General features: G+C 65.8%; 23 protein-coding genes. 13 read left to right on the forward strand and 10 right to left on the reverse strand.

Annotated features, from left to right (window positions below; translation table 11 throughout):
- Nucleotides 1-7 precede the first annotated feature (7 nt).
- Both ACEN9O_RS18970 and ACEN9O_RS18975 read left to right on the forward strand, forming a co-directional pair.
- Nucleotides 8-1,525 (forward strand): aldehyde dehydrogenase, encoded by a 1,518-nt coding sequence (locus ACEN9O_RS18970; protein WP_495613392.1) that lies wholly within the window; start codon nucleotides 8-10, stop codon nucleotides 1,523-1,525.
- 11 nt (nucleotides 1,526-1,536) lie between these two features.
- Entirely contained in the window at nucleotides 1,537-2,403 is an 867-nt protein-coding gene (locus ACEN9O_RS18975) for an SDR family NAD(P)-dependent oxidoreductase (protein ID WP_495613393.1), read from the forward strand.
- 7 nt (nucleotides 2,404-2,410) lie between these two features.
- Here the strand turns inward: ACEN9O_RS18975 and ACEN9O_RS18980 are convergent, their stop codons facing one another.
- On the reverse strand, nucleotides 2,411-3,466 hold the full coding sequence (locus ACEN9O_RS18980) for an AraC family transcriptional regulator (RefSeq protein ID WP_495613394.1): 1,056 nt from the start codon (nucleotides 3,464-3,466) through the stop codon (nucleotides 2,411-2,413).
- A 173-nt stretch (nucleotides 3,467-3,639) separates the two neighbouring features.
- On the opposite strand from ACEN9O_RS18980, the gene ACEN9O_RS18985 reads away from it, so the two are divergent.
- Nucleotides 3,640-4,803, forward strand: a complete 1,164-nt coding sequence (locus tag ACEN9O_RS18985; RefSeq protein WP_495613395.1) for an MFS transporter — start codon at nucleotides 3,640-3,642, stop codon at nucleotides 4,801-4,803.
- On the opposite strand, the gene ACEN9O_RS18990 is transcribed toward ACEN9O_RS18985, so the two are convergent.
- The 4 genes from ACEN9O_RS18990 to ACEN9O_RS19005 all read right to left on the reverse strand — a co-directional run bounded on the left by ACEN9O_RS18990 (nucleotide 4,781) and on the right by ACEN9O_RS19005 (nucleotide 9,132).
- Entirely contained in the window at nucleotides 4,781-6,145 is a 1,365-nt protein-coding gene (locus tag ACEN9O_RS18990) for a diguanylate cyclase domain-containing protein (protein ID WP_495613396.1), read from the reverse strand. The two genes, ACEN9O_RS18985 and ACEN9O_RS18990, sit on opposite strands and share 23 nt — an antisense overlap.
- A 241-nt stretch (nucleotides 6,146-6,386) precedes the next feature.
- The gene (locus ACEN9O_RS18995) at nucleotides 6,387-7,580 is read right to left on the reverse strand and encodes an aminotransferase-like domain-containing protein (protein ID WP_495613397.1); all 1,194 of its coding nucleotides are present in this window, start codon (nucleotides 7,578-7,580) and stop codon (nucleotides 6,387-6,389) included.
- Nucleotides 7,581-7,680: 100 nt separating this feature from the next.
- Entirely contained in the window at nucleotides 7,681-8,142 is a 462-nt protein-coding gene (locus ACEN9O_RS19000; protein ID WP_495613398.1) for a RidA family protein, read from the reverse strand.
- Nucleotides 8,143-8,247: 105 nt separating this feature from the next.
- The gene (locus tag ACEN9O_RS19005; protein WP_495618503.1) at nucleotides 8,248-9,132 is read right to left on the reverse strand and encodes a DMT family transporter; all 885 of its coding nucleotides are present in this window, start codon (nucleotides 9,130-9,132) and stop codon (nucleotides 8,248-8,250) included.
- Between the two features lie 289 nt (nucleotides 9,133-9,421).
- Here ACEN9O_RS19005 and ACEN9O_RS19010 point away from each other — a divergent pair, with 289 nt between their 5' ends.
- The 3 genes from ACEN9O_RS19010 (at nucleotide 9,422) to ACEN9O_RS19020 (ending at nucleotide 15,282) form a co-directional block, all read left to right on the forward strand.
- The gene (locus tag ACEN9O_RS19010) at nucleotides 9,422-11,125 is read left to right on the forward strand and encodes an aminotransferase-like domain-containing protein (RefSeq protein WP_495613399.1); all 1,704 of its coding nucleotides are present in this window, start codon (nucleotides 9,422-9,424) and stop codon (nucleotides 11,123-11,125) included.
- A gap of 80 nt (nucleotides 11,126-11,205) precedes the next feature.
- Nucleotides 11,206-13,125 (forward strand): molecular chaperone HtpG, encoded by a 1,920-nt coding sequence (htpG, locus tag ACEN9O_RS19015; RefSeq protein WP_495613400.1) that lies wholly within the window; start codon nucleotides 11,206-11,208, stop codon nucleotides 13,123-13,125.
- A 165-nt stretch (nucleotides 13,126-13,290) separates the two neighbouring features.
- Nucleotides 13,291-15,282, forward strand: a complete 1,992-nt coding sequence (locus ACEN9O_RS19020; protein ID WP_495613401.1) for a CocE/NonD family hydrolase — start codon at nucleotides 13,291-13,293, stop codon at nucleotides 15,280-15,282.
- Here the strand turns inward: ACEN9O_RS19020 and ACEN9O_RS19025 are convergent, their stop codons facing one another.
- The 5 genes from ACEN9O_RS19025 to kynU all read right to left on the reverse strand — a co-directional run bounded on the left by ACEN9O_RS19025 (nucleotide 15,283) and on the right by kynU (nucleotide 19,508).
- A complete protein-coding gene (locus ACEN9O_RS19025; RefSeq protein ID WP_495613402.1) occupies nucleotides 15,283-15,885 on the reverse strand; it encodes a CHRD domain-containing protein in 603 nt (200 codons plus the stop codon).
- Between the two features lie 61 nt (nucleotides 15,886-15,946).
- Nucleotides 15,947-16,492, reverse strand: a complete 546-nt coding sequence (locus ACEN9O_RS19030; protein ID WP_495613403.1) for an RBBP9/YdeN family alpha/beta hydrolase — start codon at nucleotides 16,490-16,492, stop codon at nucleotides 15,947-15,949.
- A 98-nt stretch (nucleotides 16,493-16,590) separates the two neighbouring features.
- Nucleotides 16,591-17,190: a hypothetical protein gene (locus ACEN9O_RS19035; protein ID WP_495613404.1), complete on the reverse strand. Its 600-nt coding sequence runs from the start codon at nucleotides 17,188-17,190 to the stop codon at nucleotides 16,591-16,593.
- Nucleotides 17,191-17,351: 161 nt separating this feature from the next.
- Entirely contained in the window at nucleotides 17,352-18,242 is an 891-nt protein-coding gene (gene kynA / locus ACEN9O_RS19040; protein WP_495613405.1) for a tryptophan 2,3-dioxygenase, read from the reverse strand.
- Between the two features lie 15 nt (nucleotides 18,243-18,257).
- Nucleotides 18,258-19,508 (reverse strand): kynureninase, encoded by a 1,251-nt coding sequence (gene kynU / locus ACEN9O_RS19045; RefSeq protein ID WP_495613406.1) that lies wholly within the window; start codon nucleotides 19,506-19,508, stop codon nucleotides 18,258-18,260.
- A 601-nt stretch (nucleotides 19,509-20,109) separates the two neighbouring features.
- On the opposite strand from kynU, the gene flhD reads away from it, so the two are divergent.
- From flhD to ACEN9O_RS19080, 7 genes are all read left to right on the forward strand, one after another.
- Nucleotides 20,110-20,427, forward strand: coding sequence for a flagellar transcriptional regulator FlhD (gene flhD / locus ACEN9O_RS19050; protein ID WP_495613407.1), 318 nt, complete (start codon nucleotides 20,110-20,112; stop codon nucleotides 20,425-20,427).
- A 21-nt stretch (nucleotides 20,428-20,448) separates the two neighbouring features.
- Nucleotides 20,449-20,994, forward strand: coding sequence for a flagellar transcriptional regulator FlhC (gene flhC / locus ACEN9O_RS19055; RefSeq protein WP_495613408.1), 546 nt, complete (start codon nucleotides 20,449-20,451; stop codon nucleotides 20,992-20,994).
- Nucleotides 20,991-21,788, forward strand: a complete 798-nt coding sequence (locus tag ACEN9O_RS19060) for a class I SAM-dependent methyltransferase (protein WP_495613409.1) — start codon at nucleotides 20,991-20,993, stop codon at nucleotides 21,786-21,788. The genes flhC and ACEN9O_RS19060 overlap by 4 nt, the downstream gene beginning before the upstream one ends.
- Before the next feature lie 130 nt (nucleotides 21,789-21,918).
- On the forward strand, nucleotides 21,919-22,779 hold the full coding sequence (gene motA, locus ACEN9O_RS19065; protein WP_495613410.1) for a flagellar motor stator protein MotA: 861 nt from the start codon (nucleotides 21,919-21,921) through the stop codon (nucleotides 22,777-22,779).
- A gap of 45 nt (nucleotides 22,780-22,824) precedes the next feature.
- Nucleotides 22,825-23,775, forward strand: coding sequence for a flagellar motor protein MotB (gene motB, locus ACEN9O_RS19070; RefSeq protein ID WP_495613411.1), 951 nt, complete (start codon nucleotides 22,825-22,827; stop codon nucleotides 23,773-23,775).
- Between the two features lie 34 nt (nucleotides 23,776-23,809).
- Nucleotides 23,810-24,358 carry a chemotaxis protein gene (locus tag ACEN9O_RS19075; RefSeq protein WP_495613412.1) on the forward strand — a complete coding sequence of 183 codons (549 nt, stop codon included), beginning with the start codon at nucleotides 23,810-23,812 and terminating at the stop codon, nucleotides 24,356-24,358.
- Nucleotides 24,359-24,423: 65 nt separating this feature from the next.
- Nucleotides 24,424-24,789 (forward strand): response regulator, encoded by a 366-nt coding sequence (locus ACEN9O_RS19080; protein WP_117013625.1) that lies wholly within the window; start codon nucleotides 24,424-24,426, stop codon nucleotides 24,787-24,789.
- Nucleotides 24,790-24,812: the final 23 nt, after the last annotated feature.

Genomic DNA, 24,812 nt, shown 5'->3' on the forward strand with positions numbered 1-24,812 from the left:
AACATCCGTGGACAAGACAGTGCACTACTACCAGCAACAGGCGACACAGCTGGATTTTGAAACCCGCGCGCTGATCGGCGGTCGCTTCGTCAACGCCGTCTCGGCCGAGGAGTTCGACTCCATCAATCCCGCCACCGGACGGCGGCTGGCCGGCATCGCCCGCTGCGGCGCCGTCGAGGTGGACGACGCGGTCAGCGCGGCGCGCCAGGCCTTCGAACGTGGCCACTGGTCGGGGGCCTCGCCCAAGCATCGCAAGAAGGTGCTGCTGCGCCTTGCCGATCTGGTCGAGGCCAACCTGGAAACGCTGGCGCTGATGGAGAGCCTCGACTCGGGCAAGCCGATACGCGATGCGCTGGGCGCCGACCTGCCGGACATGATCGAGAGCCTGCGCTGGCACGCCGAGGCGGCCGACAAGCTGTACGACCAGATGGCGCCGACCGCGCCCGATGTGGTGGCGATGATCGTGCGCGAGCCGATCGGCGTGGTGGGTGCTGTCCTGCCGTGGAACTTCCCGCTCTACCTGGCCGGCTGGAAGATCGGGCCGGCGCTCGCCAGCGGCAATTCGATGGTGATCAAGCCCGCCGAGCAGACGTCGCTGACGGCGCTGATGCTGGGCCGCCTGGCGCTGGAGGCGGGCATTCCGGAAGGCGTTCTGAATATCGTGCCGGGTTACGGCGAGACGGTGGGGCAGGCGATGGGTCGGCACCGCGACATCGACTGCATCAGCTTTACTGGATCGGGTGAGGTGGGGCGGTTGTTCCTCAAATACTCGGCCGAGTCGAACCTGAAGCGGGTGGTGCTTGAATGCGGCGGCAAGAGCCCGGCGCTGGTGCTGGCCGACGCCGCCGACCTGCCGCGCGTGGCGCAGCAGGTGGCCACAGGGGCGCTGTTCTGCCAGGGCGAAAACTGCAGCGCCGGTTCGCGCCTGATCGTGCACCGTTCGCGCAAGGACGAGCTGCTGGAACTGGTGAAGGGCGCGTTCGACGAGTGGCGGGTCGGCGATCCGCTCGATCCTGCCACACGGGTGGGCGCGCTGATCGAGCCTGGCCACATGCAGCGCGTGCTGGCCTATATCGACGGCGGCAAGGCGCAGGGCGCGGCGCTGGTGCACGGCGGCGCGCAGGTGCGGCGCGATTCCGGCGGCAGCTTTGTCGAGCCGACCATCTTCGACAACGTGCAGCCGGGGATGAACATCGCCCGCGAGGAGATTTTCGGGCCGGTGCTGTCGGTGCTGGGCTTCGACACGCTGGCGGAGGGCATTGCGATGGCCAACGACACCAACTATGGCCTGGCGTCCTCGGTTTACACCAGCAATCTGGATGCCGCGCACGGCGTGGCGCGGGCGATACGCGCCGGCACGGTGTCGGTCAACTGCTTCTCCGAGGGCGACACCGGCGTGCCGTTCGGCGGCTACAAGGAGTCCGGCTTCGGCGGCCGTGAAAAATCGCTGATGGCGCACGACCAGTACACCGAGACCAAGACCATCTGGATGCAGCTGGGCGCAGCCGGCGGTACCAACACCTGAGAGGAACGCATATGGCTACAACACCGAAGGGCGGCCGGGTCGCCCTCATCACCGGCGGCGCCGGCGGCATCGGCCGCGAGATCTGCCGCGGCTTCATCGCGCGGGGCATCATCTGCGTGCTGGCCGACTATAACCAGGAGGCGCTGGACCGCGCCACCGCCGAGCTGGGGCCGGCGGCGGTCGGCTTCGCCGTCGACTTGAGCGACTTCGCCAAGCTGCCCGCTTTGCTGGCCTTTGTGCAGGCGCGCTACGGGCGGCTCGACATCCTGGTCAACAACGCGGCCATCACCGGCACCGGGCACTTCGAGGAGCGCTCGGTCGACCATATCCTGGGGGAGCTGAACATCAACCTGCTGTCGCCCATCGTGCTGACGCGGCTGGCCTTCTCGGCCCTGCAGCGTAGCGGCGACGGCCGCGTGATCAACACGGTGTCCTTGGGCGGCATCTTCCCGCTGCCGGAGACCGGGGTCTATTCGGCCACCAAGTTCGGCCTGCGCGGCGCCATGCTGTGCCTGGGCATGGACCGCGAGCGGCACGGCGTCCATGTCGGCAACGTGCTGCCCTCCGCCACGGAGACGCCGATGCTGATGCGCGAGGCGGTCGAAGGCGGCAACACCTTGCAGTTCATGGATCCGCCGCAGCAGCCGGCGGACGTGGCGCGCCAGGTGATGCGCATGCTGGACAGCCCTTGCCTGGAGCGCTATCCGCGCTTGAGCGAGTCATGGTCGGTGCGGCTGGCGATGTTGGCGCCGAATTTTCTGCCGCGGCTGATACCGCTGTTCCGCAAGAAGGGCGTGCGCGGCCACGCGCGCTACCTGGAGTCGCTGCGCAAGCGCGGGCTGGTGGTTTCCCATGAAGGGAAGTGGGAGCTGTCCTGACGCTGGATCAGGCCCAGGCATTCAGGCGCGGCGCGACGGCGCCTTGCCGCACCTGGTTCGGCAGCATGCCGGACCAGCGCTTGAACGCGCGGCGGAAGTTGCGCGCATCGGTGAAGCCGGTGGCCATGGCGATTTCCACCAGCGGCATGTCGCTGCGCTTGAGCAGGTCGAGCGCGCATTCGTAGCGTACCTGGTCGACCAGGCGCTGATAGGACGTGTTCAGGTCCGACAGACGGCGGCGCAACGTGCGTTCGCTGAGATTGAGCGCCTCGCCCACGGCGGCCAGGCCGGGCACCTCGTCGATCGAGGCCCGCAGCAGGTTCATGATCGATTCCACCAGGTCGTTGCGCGGCTGCTCGACGGCCAGCAGCTGCTCGATCTGCGCTTGCAGGGTGGCCTGCATGTAGCGGTCGTAGGTGGGCAGCGGGCAGTGGAACCAGGCCATGTCGCAAATGAGCCGGTTCAGCGGCGCGTTGAACACCACCGGGCAGCGGAAGTACTCGTTGTAGGCGCTGGCATAGGCGGGGCGCGGATAGCGCAGCTCCAGCCGCGCCGGGCGAAAGTGCGATCCGACCAGCGCGCGCGACACTTCGACGCTGCTGACGAAAATCTCCTCGACAAAAAACGGCTCCATCTCGGGATCGTGAAAACGCGTCGTCACCTCGGCGACGAAGTGGTGTTCATCGAGGATGCCGAGTTCATTGACGGTGAAGGCGCCGGCCGCGCGCTGGTGCCGGATCAGGTAGTGAAACGCTTCGCCCAGCGTGGCGCAGGTCAGCATGCCCAGGCCTGGAAGGCCGAAACAGACCACGGTCTGGCGGGCGCCGGTAGCGAGGCCGATGGCCGGGTCGCCCCAGCGCTGCATGGCGCGCTTGACCAGCTGGCTGGTCTGGCGGTAGGAGACGCGGAAGCTGGCGTCGCACAGATTCTCGGGCGTGAAGCCCAGCCCCTTGCACAGCCGCTCGGGCGAGTGTCCACGACTGGCCAGCAGTTGCAGCACCTGGCGGATCACGTGGGGCTGTACGTCGGCTTCGGCATCGGGATGGTGGGATTTCGCCGTCACGGGGGCTCCTCTTGAAGATGTAAACAGCATAGTATGGATAGCCGCGCTTGGGGCGTCCGCCGCGGAAATGGCCGTATTGGTGTCTCTTTTTGGCCGTTTGGGCCCTGCGCCGGCGCGGCGGCGTCGTATGCTTGGTCATGGCGCGCAGAGACGCCGCACACTTCGGAGAACAGATGATCATCACGCCAGCGCAGTCCGCGCGCCAAGCCCGTCCCACCTTGATCCTGGCCTGCTGCTGGGCGCTGGGCATAGGCGGCACCACCATGATGCCGCTGCTGGTGACCAATACGATGGCGCGCCTGCGGCTGGACGAGGGACAGGCCACCATGCTGGCCGGAGCGGAGATGCTGGGCATGCTGGCCGGCTGCATCGTGCTGCCGGCGCTGGCCCGGCGCTGGCCATCGCGGCTTACCGCCGGCGCGCTGGTGATGCTGTTATGGAGCCAGGTGCTGTCGGCGCTGATCGTGTCGGCGCCGGCGTTCGTGGCGGCGCGCTTCGCGGCCGGGTTCTGCGAGGCGCAGATGATCGTCATGGTCGGCATCTGCCTGGCCTGTCATCGCGATGCGGAGCGGCTGTGGGGCGTGGTGCTGCTGCTTTCCGGGCTGGCGGTGGCGGGCGTGTTCACGCTGCTGTCGCTGCTGCCCGGCGTGGCCGATGGCAGCGGGATCTGGTACGGCCTGGCGCTGCTGGCGGCGGTGCTGGCGCTGGGGGCGGTGCGTGTGCCGGTGCTGATGCCGGCGCCGCAGCCGGAGGTGTATGCGGGCCGGCGGCGCGGCCGCGCCGAGGTGTGGCTGGCCTGGGGCGTGTTCGTCGGCGTCTACAGCGTGCAGGCCGGCGTGTGGACGGTGTCGGCGTTGCAGGGGGAGCGCATCGGCCTGTCCTTGCCGGCGACGGGGATGCTGCTGTCGCTGTCGTCGCTGCTGGGCTTCTTCGGCGCGGTGGTGCCGGCGATACCGGCGCTGGCGGCGCGGCGCGGCTTGACGGTGATGGCGGCGTTGGCGGTGATGTCGGCGTCGGTGGCCGGCTTCTTCAGCGCGCACAGCGCGGCGGCGTTCTTCGTCGCCCAGCTGGCGCTGAACGCCGCCTTCTATACCGTCATGGCGATAATGAACAGTTTTATTTCGGCGCGCGACCGCGACGGCAGGCTGCTGTCGCAATCGGTGGTGGTGACGTTTGCCGCGGTGGCGCTGGGCACGGTGGGTGCAGGGGCGCTGTTCCAGGGACTGGGCGGCCAGGGCGTGATCCTGTTTTCGCTGCTGGCGCTGGCGGGCAGCGTGCCGCTCGGGCTCAAGGCCCTGCGCGGCCATGGCCGGATCAGCGCATCACCAGCGCCTTGACCGCCTCCATCGCGGCGCCGCCGGTGGTGGTGGCCTGTACCTGATTGCGGCCGCCTTCCTTGGCCACGTACATGGCGCGGTCGGCGGCGACGAACAGCGATTCGGTGTTGTCCAGCTGGTGCGGCTTGATGGTGGCCACGCCGATGCTCACCGTCAGCCAGGCCGAGGTGGTCGAGCGCGGATGCGGGATCTGCAGCGATTCGACGTGGGCGCGTATCGATTCGGCCAGCAGGTAGGCCGAGTCGCCGTCGGTCTCGGCGAACAGCAGCACGAATTCTTCGCCGCCGTAGCGCGCCGCCAGGTCGGTCGGGCGCAGCGCGTGCGAGGCGATGGCCTGCGCCACCTGCTGCAGGCAGGCGTCGCCGGCCGGGTGGCCCAGGGTGTCGTTGTACAGCTTGAAGTGGTCGACGTCCAGCACCACCAGCGACAGCGGCTGGCCGCTGCGCATGGCGCGCTGCCATTCCTTCTCCAGGAAGGTGTCGAAGTGGCGGCGGTTGGCGATCTTGGTCAGCGGGTCGACCATGGCGGCGCGCTGCAGCGCGTCCTCCGACTGCTTGTGGTGGGTGATGTCGTGCAGCAGGCCGATGAACAGCGGCTGGCGCAGGTACATCGGCGTCAGGGTCAGGTCCATGCACACCGAGCTGCCGTTGCGGTGGCGGATGATCACTTCGCGCGTGCCGTGGCTGTGCGCCGCTTCCGGCGCGGCGGCGTAGCGGTCGAAGTAGTCCAGGTATTCCTGCGCCACCATGGGGTTCAGCAGGTCGGCGATGGCGCGGCCGGCCAGCTCGTTCTCCTGGTAGCCCAGGTATTTGTCGCAGGCCGGGTTGGTGAACTGGATGCGGCCGTCCGCCTCGATGATCAGCAGGCCCTCGGCCATGTTGTTGACGATGGTGCGCAGGCGTTCGGCCTGTTCTTCCTGGGTCTCGCTGGTGCTGCGGATGTGCAGCTGGGTGCGCACGCGGGCCGATACTTCGGCCATGCGCAGCGGCTTGCTGATGTAGTCGACCGCGCCGATGTCGAAGCCGGCCACCACGTCCTCGGTCTCGGTGCGCGCGCTCATGAAGATGACCGGGATGCGCTGGGTGGCGGCGTGGCTTTTGAGCTGGCGGCAGGTTTCGAAACCGTCCATGCCGGGCATCACGACGTCGAGCAGGATCAGGTCCGGATGCACGCGGCGGGCGATCTTCAGCGCCCGTTCGCCGGAGGTGGCGACGAAGGTCTGGTAGCCCTGCTGGACCATCTGTTTGCGCAGTGCGCTCAGGTTCTCCGGCGCGTCGTCCACTATGAGTATCGCGGCATCGCGCCGCGTGGCAAGGATGGGATGGGGGACTGTGGTGAACAAAGGCTGGCCTGATCTGAAAGTGACTATCCGTTCAAATCATAACGCGTCGGCCCGGCGCCGGGTGAAAAAAAATCCGCCGCTAATTGAGGATTTCTTCGGAATTGACGCGGATGCCACACCAACGGGGGACTGGCTTACTTATTGTTGATGGGATGTTAATGCTTTGGCTGGCGCTCGTTACTTTTGGTGATAAAGCCGGGGGATGTGGGCGGCGAGCGCCGCCCACGAATGGTACGACGACTTAGATCTTGGCGGCGATCAGTTTGCCCAGGATCTCGATGCCGCTGCGGATGCGGTCCGGCGCCACAGTGACGAAGGACAGGCGCAGCGTGTTGGTCTCCGGCTCGTTGGCGTAGAACGGCGAACCCGGTACGAAGGCGACCTTCTGGGCGATGGCTTCGTCCAGCAGCTTCATGGCGTCGATGTGCTTAGGCAGCGTGACCCAGATGAACATGCCGCCTTCCGGCTTGGTCCACTCGACGCCGGCCGGGAAGTGCTGGGCCATCGCGTCCAGCATGACCTGGCACTGGTCGCCGTACAGCGCGCGGATTTTCGGGATGTGGCGGCCCAGGAAGCCGTCCTTGATCACTTCGTGCACCACCATCTGCGTCAGCTGCGAGGTGTGCAGGTCGGCGGCCTGCTTGGCCAGCTCCAGGCGGCGCACCAGCGGCAGCGGGGCGACCACGTAGCCCAGGCGGATGCCGGGGGTCAGCACCTTGGAGAAGGAGCCCATGTAGATCACGCCTTCCGGGTTCATCGCCACCATCTTCGGCAGCGGATCGCCCTTGTAGCTCAGGGCGCCGTACGGGTCGTCCTCGATCAGCGGCAGGCCGAGGCGGGCGCAGGTTTCCACCAGCTCCAGGCGGCGCTCGACGGACAGGGTGCGGCCGGTCGGGTTCTGGAAGTTCGGCAGCGCGTACAGCAGGCGCGCGCCTTGGGCGACGGCGTCCAGCGACGACGGCACCAGGCCATGTTCGTCGGTGGCCACGGATTTGAATTCAGGACGGTACACCGAGAACGCCTGCAGCGCGCCCAGGTAGGACGGGGTCTCGACCAGCACGCGGCTGCCTTCGTCGATCAGCACTTTGCCCAGCAGGTCCAGCGCTTGCTGGGAGCCGGAGGTCATCAGCACCTGTTCCGGCACGATTTTCGCGCCGTTGGTGGAGAGCGAATCGGCGATCCACTGGCGCAGCGGCAGGTAGCCGTCGGTCGGGCCGTACTGCAGGGCGACCTTGCCGTTCTCGCTCAGCACCTTGTCGAAGGCGGCTTTCATTTCGTCGACCGGGAAGGTCAGCGGCGACGGCAGGCCGCCGGCGAAGGAGATGATCTCCGGCTGCTGGGTGATCTTCAGGATCTCGCGGATGAACGACGATTGCAGCTGGTCGGCGCGTTCGGAGAAGCGCCACTGGATCGGATTAGGGTTTTCGATTTTCATACATGTCTCACTAGAGGATGCCGGCGTGGCCGGCTATTCAACAAGCTCGCTTGTGGCGTGCTCTTATAAAAGGAACGACTCCGGATAAGGAGCCGCCCGCTTACGCGACTTCCGCGATCAGTTCGATTTCGACGCAGGCGCCAAGCGGGATTTGTGCGACACCAAAGGCCGAGCGGGCGTGCTTGCCGGCTTCGCCGAAGACTTCGCCCAGCAGCTCGGAGGCGCCGTTGGTGACCAGGTGCTGTTCGGTGAATTCGGCCGTGGAGTTCACCAGGCTCATGACCTTGACGATGCGCTTGACGCGGGTCAGGTCGCCGCCGACGGCCGCCTGCAGGGTGCCGATCAGGTCGACGGCGATGGCGCGCGCGGCGGCCTTGCCTTCGGCGGTGTCGATGTTCTTGCCCAGCTGGCCGACCCACACGCTGCCGTCGGCGCGCTTGGCGATATGACCCGACAGGAACACCAGGTTGCCGCTTTGAGCGTACATGACGTAGGCGGCTGCCGGGGTGGCGGGTGCGGCCAGGGTGATATCGAGCGCTTTCAGTTTTTCGTAGACAGACATGTGGTTATCCAAAAAGTAAGTGGGAATGCTGAGACCTAGACCGATATTGTACGTCAGCGGCAGGGCGTGCCCGCAAACGGGGCAAAATCAAGATAGTCTACGGTTTTAGCCACGTTTTACCTGCATTTTGCGGCCGGCACCCACCACGGCGATGACGGCGATTGCAAAAACGACAGTGGGCCATTCCAGCGCCTCGCCCAAAACCACGGCGGCGCCGAGCAGTGACAGGAAGGGCTGGACCAGCTGCACCTGGCCGACGCGCGCCACGCCGCCCAGCGCCATGCCGCGGTACCAGAAGAAGAATCCGATGAACATCGAGAACACCGAGACGTAGGCGAAGCCGGTCCAGGCGGCGGCGCCGGCGGCGGCCAGCTGCGGGCCGTCCTGCCAACACAGCCAGCCCACCAGCGGCAGCAGCACCGGCACGGACAGCACCAGCGCCCAGCAGATGGTGTGCTGGCCGCCCAGCGTCTGCGACAGGCGGCCGCCGGCGGCGTAGCCCATGGCGGCCAGCAGCACGGCCAGGAAGATCGCCAGGTCGGCCAGGTGCAGGCTGCCGCCGCTCTGGCCCAGCGCAAAGCCGACCACCAGCGCCGAGCCCACACTGGCCATGATCCAGAAGCCGGCCGAGGGTTTTTCGCCGGCCAGCAGGGCGCCGAAGACGGCGGTGGCCAGCGGCAGGATGCCGACCAGGACGGCGCCGTGGGCGGCCGGCAGGCTGCGCATGGCGATGGAGGTCAGCCACGGGAAGCCGATGATGCAGCCGGCGGCCACCATCGCCAGCGGCAGCAGGGCGGCGCGTGGCGGCAGCGGCGCGCGTTTCCAGGCCAGCCAGCCGCCGGCCAGTACAGCGGCTACCAGCGCGCGGCCCAGGGCGACGAAGGTGGGCGACAGGCCGGCGCCGTGGCTGGCCAGCGCGCCGCCCACCGCCAGCCGGGTGAACGGCAAGGTCAGGCTGAAGATGGCGACCGCGATCAGGCCGAGCAGCATGCCGCTGGTTTCGTCGCTCAGCCGCCGGCCGCCGTCATGCCCGCGTTGTCCGCCGTCATACCCGCGTTGTCCGCCGTCATACCCGCGCAGGCGGGTATCCATGCTGAGCTTGCGTTCCATGGATACCCGCCTGCGCGGGTATGACGGGGCGGGGCCGGCGGGCGGCGGGGCGCTGTGGGTCATGCGGGTCTCCGGTGGCATTATGGTTGGTATGGTTGTATGCTACGTGACAAAGCCAGTACAGTGCCAGTACACTTGCACACATAATTTCTCATACTGTGACGGTAAAATGACCAATACACGCACACGCACTTCACTTTTGGGCGCCGCCGCGTCGGCCGCGGCGGAGGCGGTGGCCGATGCGCTGGCGGCGGCCGACGCCCGCGCGGCCGCCAAGCTGGCTTCGGGCCGGGCGGTTGCCGCGGCCGCGCCGGGACCGGCGGTGGCTTCGGTGAGCCCGACATCGGCGCCGGCCGCGCGCGCGGGACGCGGGGCCGGCAAGGGCGCGGAGAAGCCGGAGAGGGCGGCGCAGTCCGGGATGGTGCTGGGCTTGTTGTCGCGCGAGTCGGGCGAGACGCTGATCGACCAGATCGTGCGCTCGGTGACGGCGCGCATCGACGACCGCCTGCTGCGCGGTGGCGCGCGCATGCCGTCGATCCGCGCGTTCGCGGCGGCGCACGGGGTGTCGGCGTTCACGGTGGTGGCGTCGTACGACAAGCTGGTGGCGTCGGGCTACCTGGAGTCGCGCCGCGGCGCCGGCTTCTTCGTGCGCGAGCCGGCGGCGATGGAGCTGAACCTGGCGGAGCGGCGCCCGGGCTCGCGGCGCAGGTCGGCCGAGGGCGAGCGCGAACACCCCGGCGCCAAGCCTATCGATGTGGTCTGGCTGGTGCGGAATATGTTCCGCCAGATGCCGCACGGGCACACGCCCGGCACCGGCGTGCTGCCGGCCGACTGGCTGGACGGCGCGGCCATCGCCAATGCGCTGCGCGCGGTCAGCCGGCAGCATGTCAACCTGCTGGTCAGCTACGGCGTGCCGCAGGGCTTTCTGCCGCTGCGCCAGCAGCTGCAGCTGAAGTTCGCCGAACTGGAGATCGCCGCCGCGCCGGAGCAGATCGTCACCACGGCCGGCGTGACGCAGGCGCTGGACCTGGTGGCGCGCGAGTTCACGCGGCCGGGCGACACCATCTTCGTCGACGACCCGGCCTGGTTCCTGATGTTCGGCTCCTTCGCCGCGCTGGGTGCCAAGGTGGTGGGCATTCCGCGCCTGGCCGACGGCCCGGACATCGCCCAGCTGGCGGAGCTGGCCGCGCTGCACAAGCCCAAGCTGTACATCATCAACTCGGTGCTGCACAACCCCAGTTCGACCTCGCTATCGGCGGCCAAGGCCTTCCAGGTGCTGCGGCTGGCGGAGGAGCACGATTTCATCATCGTCGAAGACGACATCTACTGCGACCTGCATCCGGGTGCCGCGGTGCAGCCGGCCACGCGGCTGGCGGCGCTGGACCAGCTGCGGCGGGTGATCTACCTGGGCGGTTTTTCGAAGACGATGGCGGCCAACCTGCGGGTGGGCTTCATCGCGACCTCGCCGGAACGGGCCGAGCGCCTCGCCGACCGCAAGATGCTGACCATGCTGACCACCAGCGACATCGGCGAGCGGGTGGTGTACAAGGTGCTGTCGGAGGGCTCGTTCCGCAAGCATATCGACCGGGTGCGCGCGCGGCTGGACGCGATCCGCGCCAAGACCATCCGCCAGATGGAGCGGGTGGGGCTGAAGGTGGATGTGGCGCCGCCGGCCGGGATGTTCGTCTGGGTCGATGCCGGCTGCGACACCAATGTGCTGACCGAAAAGGCGATGGCGCACAACCTGCTGCTGGCGCCGGGCAGCCTGTTCTCGCCCAAGCAGCTGCCGTCGACCCGCATGCGGCTCAATGTGGCGGCGATGCAGGAGCCGGCGGTGTGGCGTTTCCTGGAGCGGGAGCTGGATCGGTCTTGAAATCGCTCCTATCATCCCCACTTTCGTAAAAGCTTTGCATTTTTTGTATCATTCACCACAAGACTATTGAGGCTTTCAAAATGGCAGACACCGATAAGCAAACCCTGGGTTTTCAGGCCGAAGTGAAGCAGCTGCTGCAGCTGATGATCCACTCGCTGTATTCGAACAAAGAGATTTTCCTGCGTGAGCTGATTTCGAACGCGTCCGACGCCTCGGACAAGCTGCGCTTCGAGGCGATCAACAACGACGCCCTGTATGGCAACGACCATGAACTGAAGATCAAGGTCTCGTTCGACAAGGCCGCGCGCACCATCACCATCTCCGACAACGGCATCGGCATGAGCCGGGACGAGGCGATCTCGCACCTGGGCACCATCGCCAAATCGGGCACCAAGGAATTCTTCGGCAAGCTGTCGGGCGACCAGCAGCAGGACGCGGCCCTGATCGGCCAGTTCGGCGTGGGCTTCTACTCGGGCTTCATCGCCGCCGACAAGATCACCGTTGAAACCCGCCGCGCCGGCGCGCCAGCCTCCGAAGGCGTGCGCTGGGAATCGGCCGGCGAGGGCGATTACTCGGTCGAGCAGATCGAGAAGACCGGCCGCGGCACCGACATCATCCTGCACCTGCGCGAGGGCGAGGACGAGCTGCTGTCGTCGTGGAAAATCAAGTCCATCATCCGCAAGTACTCCGACCATATCTCGCTGCCGATCGTGATGGCGAAGGAGGAGTGGGACGAGGAGAAGAAGGAAACCGTCGTCAAGGACGAACTGGAAACCATCAACCAGGCCAGCGCGCTGTGGGCCCGCAACAAGTCGGAGATCACGCCGGAGCAGTACGAGGAATTCTACAAGCACGTGTCGCACGACTTCCAGGCGCCGCTGACGCACACCCACAACCGCGTGGAAGGCCGCAGCGAGTACACGCAGCTGCTGTACATCCCGGCCAAGGCGCCGTTCGACCTGTGGGACCGCAACAAGCGCGGTGGCATCAAGCTGTATGTCAAGCGCGTGTTCATCATGGACGACGCCGAGCAGCTGATGCCGGCCTACCTGCGCATGGTGAAGGGCGTGATCGACTCGGCCGACCTGCCGCTGAACGTGTCGCGCGAGATCCTGCAGGAGTCGCGCGATGTGAAGGTGATTCGCGACGGCTCGACCAAGCGCGTGATCGGCATGCTGGAGGAGCTGGCGAACGCCGACGAGCAGGAGAAGAAGGACAAGTACGTCACTTTCTGGAAGGAGTTCGGCCAGGTGCTGAAAGAGGGCATCGGCGAGGACGCGACCAACAAGGACCGCCTGGCCAAGCTGCTGCGCTTCGCTTCGACCGCCAACGACAACGACGAGCAGAGCGTCTCGCTGGAGCAGTACGTGGCGCGCCTGAAGGAGGGCCAGGACAAGATCTACTACGTCACGGCCGATAACTACGTCGCCGCGAAGAACTCGCCGCACCTGGAGATCTTCCGCAAGAAGGGCGTGGAAGTGCTGCTGCTGACGGACCGCGTGGACGAGTGGATGCTGTCCTTCCTGACCGAGTTCGAAGGCAAGGAGCTGGTGTCGGTGGCCAAGGGCGGCCTGGATCTGGGCGCGCTGGAAGACGAGGCCGAGAAGAAGGAACACGAGGAGACCGAAACCTCTTACAAGGATTTGGTCGGCAAGATGAAGGAAGCCTTGTCGGACAAGGCCAAGGACGTGCGCGTGACGTTCCGCCTGACCGATTCGCCGGCCTGCCTGGTGGCGGACGAGCATGAGCTGTCGGGCAACCTGCTGCGCATGCTGAAGGCTGCGGGCCAGAGCGCGCCGGAGTCCAAGCCTATCCTGGAGATCAACCCGAATCACCCGCTGGTGACGCGCCTGAAGTACGAAGAAGCAGGCAGCGCTTTCAGCGACTGGGCCAACATCCTGTTCGACCAGGCCTTGCTGGCCGAAGGCGGTTCGCTGAGCGATCCGGCCACCTTCGTCAAGCGCCTGAATGAAATGCTGCTGAGCGGGGCTGGCAAGTAAGGACTCGTCGCTCCCGCGAAAGCGGGAGCCTATGCTGAGGTGGCTTTTGATGCGTTCTATGGAGGGAATTCATGCAGTGCATGGATTCCCGCTTTCGCGGGAATGACGGGGGCGGCGGGAGGTGTGCTATTTTTGCGGCTTCACTGGCACATTCCCGGAATCCACATGAACAAGATCCTCTGGGCGCTGACTGGCGCCCTTGTTGTTTCCGCTCCGGCCGTCCTGGCCCAGCTGCCGGCATCGACGCCGGGCGTCGCCGCCGCTCCCCTTTACCTCGCACTGCCCAGCGAGACGCCTGATGAGTTCAAGGCGCCCACCGACGGCCTGGATTACGTCAAGCGCAGCGTGATGGTGCCGATGCGCGACGGCGTCAAGCTCAATACCGTGATCATCGTGCCGCGCAAGGCGCGCAACGCGCCCATCCTGCTGACGCGCACGCCCTACAATGCGGTCGAGCTGACCAGCCACAACGAGAGCTCGCAGATGGAATCCATCCTGCAGGGCTATGACAACGCGGCCGACGTCATCGTCGGGGGCGGCTATATCCGCGTGGTGCAGGATGTACGCGGCAAGTACGGCTCCGAGGGCGACTATGTGATGAACCGGCCGCTGAGCGGCAGCGCGCTCAATCCGACGCCGGTCGACCATTCCACCGATACCTGGGACACCATCGAGTGGCTGACCAAGAATATTCCCGAGACCAATGGCAAGGTCGGCATCATCGGCATTTCCTACGACGGCTTCCTGCCGCTGATGGCGCTGGTGAATCCGCATCCGGCGCTGAAGGTGTCGGTGCCGATGAACCCGATGGTGGACGGCTGGCGCGGCGACGACTGGTTCCATAACGGCGCGTTCCGGCAGATCAATTTGTCGTATGTGCTGGAGCAGGTGGTCACGCGGCGCAACGAGGCCAAGTGGTACAGCAGCCATTTCGACGATTACGACACCTTCATCCGCGCCGGCTCGGTGGGCGAGCTGGCGCGCCAGCGCGGCGTGGAGCAGAGCGGCTTCTGGCGCAAGATCGTCGCGCATCCGAGCTATGACGCCTTCTGGAGCGCGCAGGCGATGGACAAGATCCTGGCGCGGCAGCCGGTGACGGTGCCGACCCTGCTGGTGCACAGCCTGTGGGATGCCGAGGATATCTATGGCGCCATCGCGGTGTACAAGGCGATCAAGCCGCACGACAAGGACAACAAGGTGTTCCTGGTGCTGGGGCCGTGGAATCATGGCGGCGGCATCGGCGACGGCAGCCGGCTGGGCGCGCTGCGCTTCAACAGCGACACGGCGCTGCACTTCCGGCAGGAGATTTTGCGGCCTTTCCTGGACCGCTACCTGAAGGACGATGCGCCGGCGGCGGAGATCGCGCCGGTGTCGGCGTTCGAGACCGGGACCAACAAGTGGCGTTCGCTCAACAGCTGGCCGAGCGGCTGCGTCAGCGGCTGCGCGATCGCGCCAGCCACGCTGAGGCTGGCGGCCAATGCCCGGCTGAGCCTGACTAACGAGGCGCCGCGCCCGGCTTCCGCGCCGGCGCAGCGGACGGCGTTTGACGAGTACGTGTCCGACCCGGCCAAGCCGGTGCCGTTCCGCGCGCGGCCGATCGCGCCGTATGGCTATGACGAGGCCAAGGGCCAGACCTGGCCGCGATGGCTGGCCGACGACCAGCGCGAGGCGTCCGGCCGCACCGATGTGCTGAGCTACACGACGGACGTGCTGACGGCGCCGGTGAAGATCAGCGGCGAACCGGTGGCGCACCTGCTGGCCGCCACCAGCGGCAGCGATGCGGACTGGGTGGTCAAGCTGATCGACGTCTATCCGGACCAGGTGGCGGCGCAGCCGGAGATGGGTGGCTATCAGCTGATGGTGTCGGCAGATATCTTCCGCGGACGCTACCGCGAGAGCCTGGAGACGGCCAAGCCGATCGCTGCCAATACGGCCTTGCCGTACACCTTCGCCATGCCGACCGCCAACCACGTGTTCCTGCCGGGCCACCGCATCATGGTGCAGGTGCAGTCCAGCTGGTTCCCGCTGTATGACCGCAACCCGCAGACCTTCGTGCCGAATATTTTCTTCGCACAGCCGTCCGACTACAGGAAGGCGACCCAGCGCGTCTACCACGACAGCTATATCGAGCTGCCGCTGGTCGGCGCGGCGCGCTAGTTACGTCTTGCGGCGGCGCCGCGCCATCAGCAGCACGGCCGGCACGCCGAGGCCCAGCATGCTGAACATGGCCGGTTCGGGCACCGGCGGGGCCACGGCCTTGAGGAAGCCGCGTATCTCTCCGGCGGGATAGCTGGCGGTGTGGATGTTGATGTAGGCTTCGCCGCTGGCCAGGCCGGCGGCGAAGGCAGATTCGGCGCCGGCCGTGGTGCCGCCGTGGCTGCTGATGAAGGCCGGGTTCCAGCTGGCCGCCAGCGAGGTGTTGTAGGTGTTGGAGTAGGCGCCGTGCGTCACGCCCAGCGGGAAGCCGCCGAAGGTTGGCGTTTCCGTGGCGATGCCGGCGGTGCCGGCGTCCGCCGTGGTGGTGCAGCAGTGGATGTGCGAGGCGGTAGTGGGGCCGAGCAGGCCGCTGAAGGCGACGTCCACCTCCAGGATGTGGCTGGTGGCATTGAAGCTGACCACTGCCGCGCCCAGACCGGTCGAGCTGTTGGGCGGCGATTCTTGCGGGCCGGTGAGGATGGCCGAGTAGTTGGCGGCACTGGCCGTCATGACAGTGAGCAGCAGGCCGGTGGCCGCTGCACAGTTGCGGATGCGCTGGTTCATTGTTCTTCCCTCCTTTATGCGTGATGCCATGGTTAGAGGGCGGGCCGGCGCGGGAGTTCCCTCAGCGTTGCAGCCTGGCGCAGAAATTCAGCAGCATTTGTTCGCCTTTGGGCCAGGGGCCGTAGCCGGCGTCGCCATTGATGTGGCCGGCGTTGCCGATCTCGACGTAGTCGCTGCCCCAGGCCTGTGCGAACTGGCGGGCGCGTTGCGGGCTGACGTACTGGTCGTCGCTGCTGGCGATGACCAGGCTGGGGAAGGGCAGGCGCTCCAGCAGCATGGGCTGGAAGCCGGTGGTGCAGTCGGGATAGCTGGGGGCGTCGGTGTCGCTGGGGGCGACCAGGAAGGCGCCGGCGATCCTCCGCGGCGAGCCGGAGGCGGCCCAGCGGCCGACCAGCGAGCAGCTCAGGCTGTGCGCGGCCAGCACCGGCGGGCGCTGGCATTGCGCGATGGCGGCGTCGAGGTCGGCCACCCAGTCGTCGCGGTCCGGGGTTTCCCAGTCGCGGTGCGGTACGCGGAGCCAGCCGGGGTGCTTGGCTTCCCACTGCGTTTGCCAGTGGGCGGGGCCGGAGTTCCACAGGCCGGCCAGGGTCAGTACTTCGTAGTCCATGCGGTTTCCTTGCTGGGTAAGATGATATTTATCTTACCTCGGCGGGGTACGCGATTCCTGCTGGCGCTGGCAGTTTGCGCAAGCGTGGACAATTGCATTCAATCGAATGCGACGTCTTCAAAGCGGAAGTGGAATTTTCTGCGCTCGGGCTCGGTCCAGCCTTGGCCGGGAGTGCAGTCACGTGGCGGTGCGGCAGTGGGGAGCGTTATGCAAGGGGCATCGGCCGTGGGCGCGGTTGGCGCGGTGGTCGGGGAGCTTGCGACGGCGGGTGTGGGCGCTGCGGCAGCGGCACGTGCCAGTTCGCGGCGGCGCACGCCGGCCAATTTCCAGTTCTTTTCGCCGGGCATGCGCACGGATATGTCCCGCCATGCGTTGCGCACGCTATCGGCGTGGTGGCTGGCGAATTGGTTGGGCGAGACGGCGCGGCCTTTGTACATGATGTGATCACCTTCGACGATCGCGTATTCATGGTCGCCGCGGAAGGCCATGCGCAGCCATGTACCTTCGGGCAGGAACAGCGTTTTCCATTGGTAGCCGCGTGGCGCGGCATTTGGGGCGTGGCCCGATGCCGCGAGCCAGTGGCGTATCGCGGCATCCACGGCTTCGGCGGGATCGATGCTCGAGCCGGTCTCACGCAGCCGCTCCATCAGCGCGAACACGGTGGATGGGGAGACGTTCACGCTCATTGTAGGAACCATGCTGTTCTCCTTACTGAAATCTACTGATTTCTGCTTCTACCTACTGAGTTGGACAGCAGGAGACCAAGGAAGTTCAATTCAGTAGGATTCAGTAAAAATTTCAGCAGGTTTGCTACAAGGAGAATGCACATACAACCGGTATGTGTATTCTCGTGGCAATCTCAAAGCGCGGTGCGCAGGGCGAACAGTTCGGGGAACAGCACCACGTCCAGCATCTTGCGCAGGTAGCTGACGCCGGCCGTGCCGCCGGTGCCGGTCTTGAAGCCGATGATGCGCTCGACCGTGGTGACGTGGCGGAAGCGCCAGAAGCGGAACGCGGTCTCGAGGTCGACCAGCTTCTCGGCCAGCTCGTACAGCGCCCAGTGATGGGATGGGTCGCGGTAGACCTCCAGCCACGCGTTCTTGACGGACTCGTCGGCGGCGGTCGGCAGCGTCCAGTCGGCGTCGAGGCGCCCGGCTGCGATGGACAGGCCGTTGCGGGCCAGCAGCTTGATCGCCTCGTCGTACACCGAAGGCTCCCGCAGCGCCTTGTCCAGCACGGCAAAGGCGTCCGGCGCGGTGGTGTGGATGCTGAGCAGGGCGGCGTTCTTGTTGCCGAGGATGAATTCGATCTCGCGGTACTGGTAGGACTGGAAGCCCGACGATGCGCCCAGGTAGGGGCGGATGGCCGTGTATTCAGGCGGCGTCATGGTTGCCAGCACATCCCATGCGTGCACCAGCTGGTCCATGATGCGGGCCACGCGGGCCAGCATCTTGAAGGCCGGCGCCAGGTCGTCCGCTTGCAGGTGGGCGCGCACCGCGTGCATCTCGTGCAGCATCAGCTTCATCCACAGCTCGCTGGTCTGGTGCTGGACGATGAACAGCATCTCGTTGTGGTTGGGCGACAGCGGGTGCTGGGCGTTGAGGATCTGGTCCAGACCCAGGTAATCGCCATAGCTCATCTTGTTGCTGAAGTCCATTTGCGCGCCGTGCCACTGGGCGTCGCCGGCGGTGGCCGGGGCGGGCGCGGCGTGCATCGGGCAGCCGCTGGCCGTGTCTTTGGAATCGCTCATATTATATATCTCGTTTCAGGTGACGGCGTCGCGCTTGGCGTCGACGTTGTAGTCCTTGCGGTCCAGGATGTCGCGCAGGATCTCCACCGCGTCCCAGACGTCGGCATGGCTGGTGTACAGCGGCGTGAAGCCGAAGCGCATGATGGCCGGTTCGCGGTAGTCGCCGATGACGCCGCGCGCGATCAGGGCCGACATCACCGCGTAGCCGTGCGGATGGGTGAAGCTGACCTGGCTGCCGCGACGCGCGTGCTCGCGCGGCGTGACCAGGCCCAGCGGATGATCGGCGCAGCGCTGTTCGACCAGCTCGATGAACAGGTCGGTCAGGGCCAGCGACTTGGCGCGGATGGCGGCCATCGTGGTCTGGCCGAACACATCCAGGCCGCATTCGACCATCGCCAGCGACACCACCGGCTGGGTGCCGCACAGCGCGCGGCCGATGCCGTCGGTGGGGGCGAAGTCGGGCGCCATCGCGAACGGCGCGGCGTGGCCCCACCAGCCCGACAGCGGCTGGCGGAAGCGCGCCTGGTGCTTGCGCGGCACCCAGATGAAGGCCGGCGCGCCGGGGCCGCCGTTCAGGTACTTATATGTGCAGCCCACGGCCAGGTCGGCGCCGTCGGCGTTGAGGTCGACCGGCACAGCGCCGGCCGAGTGCGCCAGATCCCAGACGATCAGCGCACCGGCCGCGTGGGCCAGGGCGCTGGTGGCGCGCATGTCGTGCTGGTAGCCGGTGCGGTAGTTGACGTGGGTGAGCAGGACGACGGCGGTGTCGGCGCCGATGGCGGCCGGCAGTTCGTCCACCGTGTCGACCAGCTTGACGGTGTAGCCGCGTTCCAGCCAGCCGCTCAGGCCCTGGGCCATATAGATATCGGTGGGGAAGTTGGAGCGTTCTGTGACGATCACGCGGCGTTCGGCGTTTGCCGGATCGGCGGCCTGCATGTGCAGCGCGGCGGCCAGCGCCTTGAACAGGTTGACCGAGGTGGTGTCGGTGACCACCACCTCGTCGTCGGCGCCGCCGATCAGCGGGGCCAGGCGGTTGCCGAGGCGCTTGGGCAGGTCGAACCAGCCGGCGCTGTTCCAGCTGCGGATCAGGTCATGGCCCCATTCCTGGGCGATCACGTGCTGGGCGCGGGCCAGCGCGGCCTTGGGGCGGGCGCCTAAAGAGTTGCCATCCAGATAAATCACATTGGGTGGCAGGTCGAACTGGTCGCGCAGGGCGGCGAGCGGATCTTGCGCGTCGCGGCCCAGGCAGTCGTTGCGAGTTGTCATTGTGTAACTTTCTTGCAAGGGTGGTGAAATGCTTTAGGCTTCAATAAGTTGCCAGTGTAACCCGAAAAACCGGGGTCTGACCCCGTACGGGGTCAGACCCCAGGCTGGCGGGGTGGCTGCAAACCCGCATGTTTGCTGGCTTTGCGACTTTTTTTGAATTATTTTCGATTTTTTTCAAAAAAACCCTAAAGTTCCCCAAAGCGCTGCCGTTACCAGTTTCATGATGAGCGGAAAAGTGCCATCAGGTAGCAAGATGGAGGCGAAAATAATTCAAAATATTTTCGCCGGAGCCCTAAAGTTCCCCGAATCGCTGCCGTAACCGGGTTAGATGTAGCAAAAAAGAGTCGCTGAACTGCACTATTTTTCGTTTCATAACAGGACTTTTTTGAAGATCTTGGACCTTAAGAAGCCTGCGCCGCAAGGGCGTGGATGAGTGATCTGCGAGTGTTTGTCAGACAAACACCGACGGGTCGCGTTCGCTATTTCCCGACGAAAAATACGGAGGCCATCCTCTACTCGTATTTTTGTTGCTCCCGCAGAATGTATCTCACTGGAAACGCAATTGTGTTCCGCAGTGCAGATAACGGACTAGGAGATGGAAATGACCGCTAACGATATGATGGCTGAAATTCGCGACGCCAACCTGAGCTACCTGATGTTGGCCCAGCAGATGATCCGCGCCGACAAAGTCACCGCGATCTTCCGCCTCGGCATCGCCGCCGACATCGCCGACCTGATCGAGGGCATGAGCAACGCGCAGATCCTGAAACTGGCAGGCGGCAACATGATGCTGGCCCGCTTCCGCTTCGACGACAGCGCCATCCTGTCGATGCTGACCAACTACAATAAAGACCGCGTGCTGGCCCAGTCGCACGCCGCCATCCTGATGGCCGGCCAGGCCGTCGAAGAAATCGCCTGATCACCCAGCCGGAGCCGGATCATGTCCAAGAAAAGCGTAGTGACGGAAGCCCAGGAAATCCAGCTGGCCATCGAACTGATCCAGCTGGGCGCGCGCCTGCAACTGCTGGAATCGGAAGTGTCGCTGTCGCGCGAGCGCCTGCTCAAGTTGTACAAGGAGCTCAAGGGCGTGTCGCCGCCGAAGGGCATGCTGCCGTTCTCCACCGACTGGTTCCTGACCTGGCAGCCGAACATCCATTCCTCGCTGTTCATCAATATCCATAAATTCCTGACCGAGCACGCCGGCGCCACCGGCATCGAGGCGGTCATGAAAGCCTACAAGCTGTACCTGGAGCAAATGCCGCCGGAAGCGGGCGAGGAGCCGCTGCTGTCGCTGACGCGCGCCTGGACGCTGGTGCGCTTCTTCAGCGGCAAGATGCTGGAGCTGGCCCCGTGCGGTAAATGCCAGGGCAAGTTCGTGGTCAACTGCATGGACCTGAACGGCAGCTACGTCTGCGGCCTGTGCCACATGCCTTCGCGCGCCGGCAAGACCAAGAAGGCCCGCGACGCCGACACCCTGGCCGCGTGAGCCGGCCCGGCCCCGATTCCTACCTGAAACGCATCGCCCGCGCGCCCGCCGTGCGGGCGCTGCTGATCCAATGCGGCGCCGCGCCGCTGACGCTGGCCATCATGTATGTGATGGCCAGTTTGCGTTTTCCCGTCGATGTCTGGAGCGCGGCCGTGGTGCAGGGCCTGCTGGCGGCCGGCCTGAGCTGGAAGCTGGGCCTGGCCGTGTGGTGGCGCCCGATCCAGCTGCTGTTCCCGCCCGCGCTGCTGGCCACGCTGGCGCTGCAGCTGCCGTCCTGGCTGTTCCTGGCCGTGTTCCTGGTGTTGCTGGGCTGGTATTGGTCGACTTTTCGTACGCAAGTGCCGTATTACCCGTCCACCCTGGCGGTCTGGGCTGCTGTACGTCAAGTCCTGCCGCCGCCGGCCGCCGACGGCCCGCCGCTGCGCGTGATCGACATCGGCAGCGGCCTGGGCGGGCTGGTGCTGTACCTGGCCCGCCAGCGGCCCGACGCCGACTGCAGCGGCATCGAGCTGGCGCCGCTGCCCTGGCTGGTCAGCCGGCTGCGCGCCGCCGTCAGCGGCAGCCGCGCCCGCTTCACGCTGGGCGATTATGAAAAGCTGGACTTCGGCCAGTACCAGCTGGTGTTCGCCTATCTGTCGCCGGCCGCGATGGCCGGCCTGTGGCGCAAGGCGGCGGCCGAGATGCGTCCCGGCAGCATGCTGCTCAGCTACGAATTCGCTATCGACGCCCGTGCGCCCGACCGCACCATCCGCGCCACAGAGGCTGAGAATGCCCTCTACATATGGTACTTTTAAGCATCATTTCGCGTTATTCTCTTGCCCGCTCCCCCCTAGTCACGCTATTGTAGTTCTACATGTAAATTTATTGAAATCGGGCGATTGTTAGGTTGATGCCGGCCGATTTCATACCGGGGAGTCTGGGCACTTGTTAGTCATAATTGGATATGTGGTGGTCTGCATCGGCGTGTTCGGTGGCTTCGCCATGAACGGCGGGCATCTGGCCGCGCTGCTGCAGCCGCTGGAGCTGGTGATGATCGGTGGCGGCGCGCTGGGCGCCTTCCTGGTCGGTAACAACGCCAAGGCCCTGAAGGCCACGCTGGCCGCGATCCCGACCCTGTTCAAGGGCTCGCGCTACACCAGGGACTTGTACATGGAGCTGATGTCGCTGCTGTTCGACGTGCTCTCCAAGGTGCGCAAGGAAGGCCTGATGTCGATCGAGGGCGATATCGACAGCCCCGAGCAGAGCCCGCTGTTCAGCAAGTATCCCAGCGTGCTGGAGGACCATCACATCGTCGAATTCATGACCGATTACCTGCGCCTGATGGTGTCGGGTAATATGGATGCGTTCCAGATCGAGAACCTGATGGACAACGAGATCGAGACCCACCACCACGAGCACGCCGTGCCGGCGCACGCGCTGGCCAAGCTGGGCGACGGCATGCCGGCCTTCGGCATCGTGGCGGCGGTGATGGGTGTGGTGCATACGATGGAGTCGGTGGGCTTGCCGCCGGCCGAGCTGGGCATCCTGATCGCGCACGCGCTGGTCGGCACCTTCCTCGGCATCCTGCTGGCCTACGGCTTTGTCGGTCCGCTGGCCAGCCTGCTGGAGCAAAAGCTCGACGAGTCGACCAAGATGTACCAGTGCGTCAAGGTCACGCTGCTGGCCAGCCTGAACGGCTATGCGCCGGCGCTGGCGGTGGAGTTCGGCCGCAAGGTGCTGTACTCAACCGAGCGCCCCAGCTTTGCCGAACTGGAAGATCATATTAAGAAATCGAAGGCTAAGTGAGCGCGCGCATGACAGGCGGCGCCGCGGCAACTATAAGGAAGCGCCATGGCTGAAGAGGGCTTGCGGCCGATTATCGTCAAGCGCATCAAGAAGGGCGGCGGCGGCCACCATGGCGGCGCCTGGAAGATCGCGTACGCCGACTTCGTGACGGCGATGATGGCCTTCTTCCTGCTGATGTGGCTGCTCGGCTCCACCACCAAGGGCGACCTCAACGGCATCTCGGAATACTTCAAGACGCCGCTCAAGGTGGCGCTGCAGGGCGGCTCGGGCAGCGGCGACAGCTCCTCGGTGATCCCCGGCGGCGGCAAGGACCTGACCCGGCGCGACGGCCAGGTCAAGGCCAGCGACGATCCGCAGATCAAGAAGACCTTCAACCTGACCGCCGCCAAGGCCGCGCTGGAGGCCGAGGAAAACCAGCGCCTCAAGGCGCTCAAGCAAAAGATCGAGGCGCAGATCGAGGCCAACCCGCTGCTCAAGAAATACAAGGACCAGCTGCTGCTCGACATCACCAGCGAGGGCTTGCGGATCCAGATCGTCGACGAGCAGAACCGCCCGATGTTCGCGCTGGCCAAGGCCGAGCTACAACCGTACACGCGCGAGATCCTGCACGCCATCGGCTTCGTGCTGAACGACGTGCCCAACAAGATCGGCCTGTCCGGCCACACCGACTCGACGCCCTACCTGAGCGACGCCGGCTACAGCAACTGGGAACTGTCGGCCGACCGCGCCAACGCCTCGCGGCGCGAGCTGATCGCCGGCGGCATGGCCGACAACAAGGTGCTGCGGGTGGTGGGCCTGGCCTCGGCCGCCCACCTGGACAAGGCCGACCCGTTCAACCCGATCAACCGCCGCATCAGCATCATCGTGATGAACAAGCGCACCGAGGAAAACGTGATGCGCGACGGCGCCCGCCAGATGGACGTGGGCGCGGAAGAGGGCCAGGCGCAAGCGACTGGCGCGGCGCCGGTCCCGGCCGGGCCGCCGGTGCGCAAATAGGCGGCTGTACGACAAGCGGAACAACGAGACTGTTATGACGAGAAAAAAAATCCTGGGCTCACATGTGAAACGCCTGCTGTCGGGCGTGTCTGACCACGGACGCAAGCATCTGACCGAAGTCGAGACCGATCTGATCCAGACCGGCCTGCTGCTGGAGGAGGCGATTGAAAAGCTGTCCTTCAACTTCATGGCCATCCATCAGGCGGTCGAGGCCGAGCAGGCCACCATCCAGCTGCTGCTGGACGGCGGCACCGCCACGCCGGAGCAGCGGGTCCAGCTGGAATCGTTGCAGGGCCAGGTGGGCGGCTATGTCAACGCCGCCATCACCAGCCTGCAGTTCCAGGACATGACCAGCCAGCTGCTCGACCGTACGCTCAAGCGGGTGACCGGCCTGCGCGAGTTCCTCGGCACGCTGGGCGCGCACGGCGCCGAGATGCTGCCCGAGAGCGACAACGAGGAAATCGTCGCGCTGCTGGGCAAGGTCAGCATGGCGCTGGCGATCCAGAGCCTGGAGCTGCGCAGCGTGCTGCGCAAGGCCGTCAGCCAACAACACCTGGAGAGCGGCGACATCGAACTGTTCTAGACGCCGCAACCTGCCGATTGATACAAACGGGGCCCGTGTCCCGCATTTAATGAGTGAGAGCAAAGATGGCCAAGACAATACTTGCAGTTGATGATTCCAGTTCCCTGCGCCAGATGGTGGCCTTCAGCCTGAAGGCGGCCGGCTACCTGGTGGTGGAGGCGGTGGACGGTCAGGACGGCCTGGAAAAGGCCAAGCTGCAGGGCGTCGACCTGGTGCTGACCGACCAGAACATGCCGCGCATGGACGGCTTGCAGCTGATCAAGCTGCTGCGCGAGCTGCCGGCCTACCAGAAGACCCCCATCCTGATGCTGACCACCGAATCGTCCGACGAGATGAAAGCCAAGGGCCGCGCCGCCGGCGCCAACGGCTGGCTGGTCAAGCCCTTCGATCCCCAGCGGCTCATCGAGGTAGTGAAGAAGGTCATCGGCTGATAAGGCGCGTGCAATGATGCTGA

This window comes from Duganella sp. Dugasp78 (assembly GCF_059491455.1).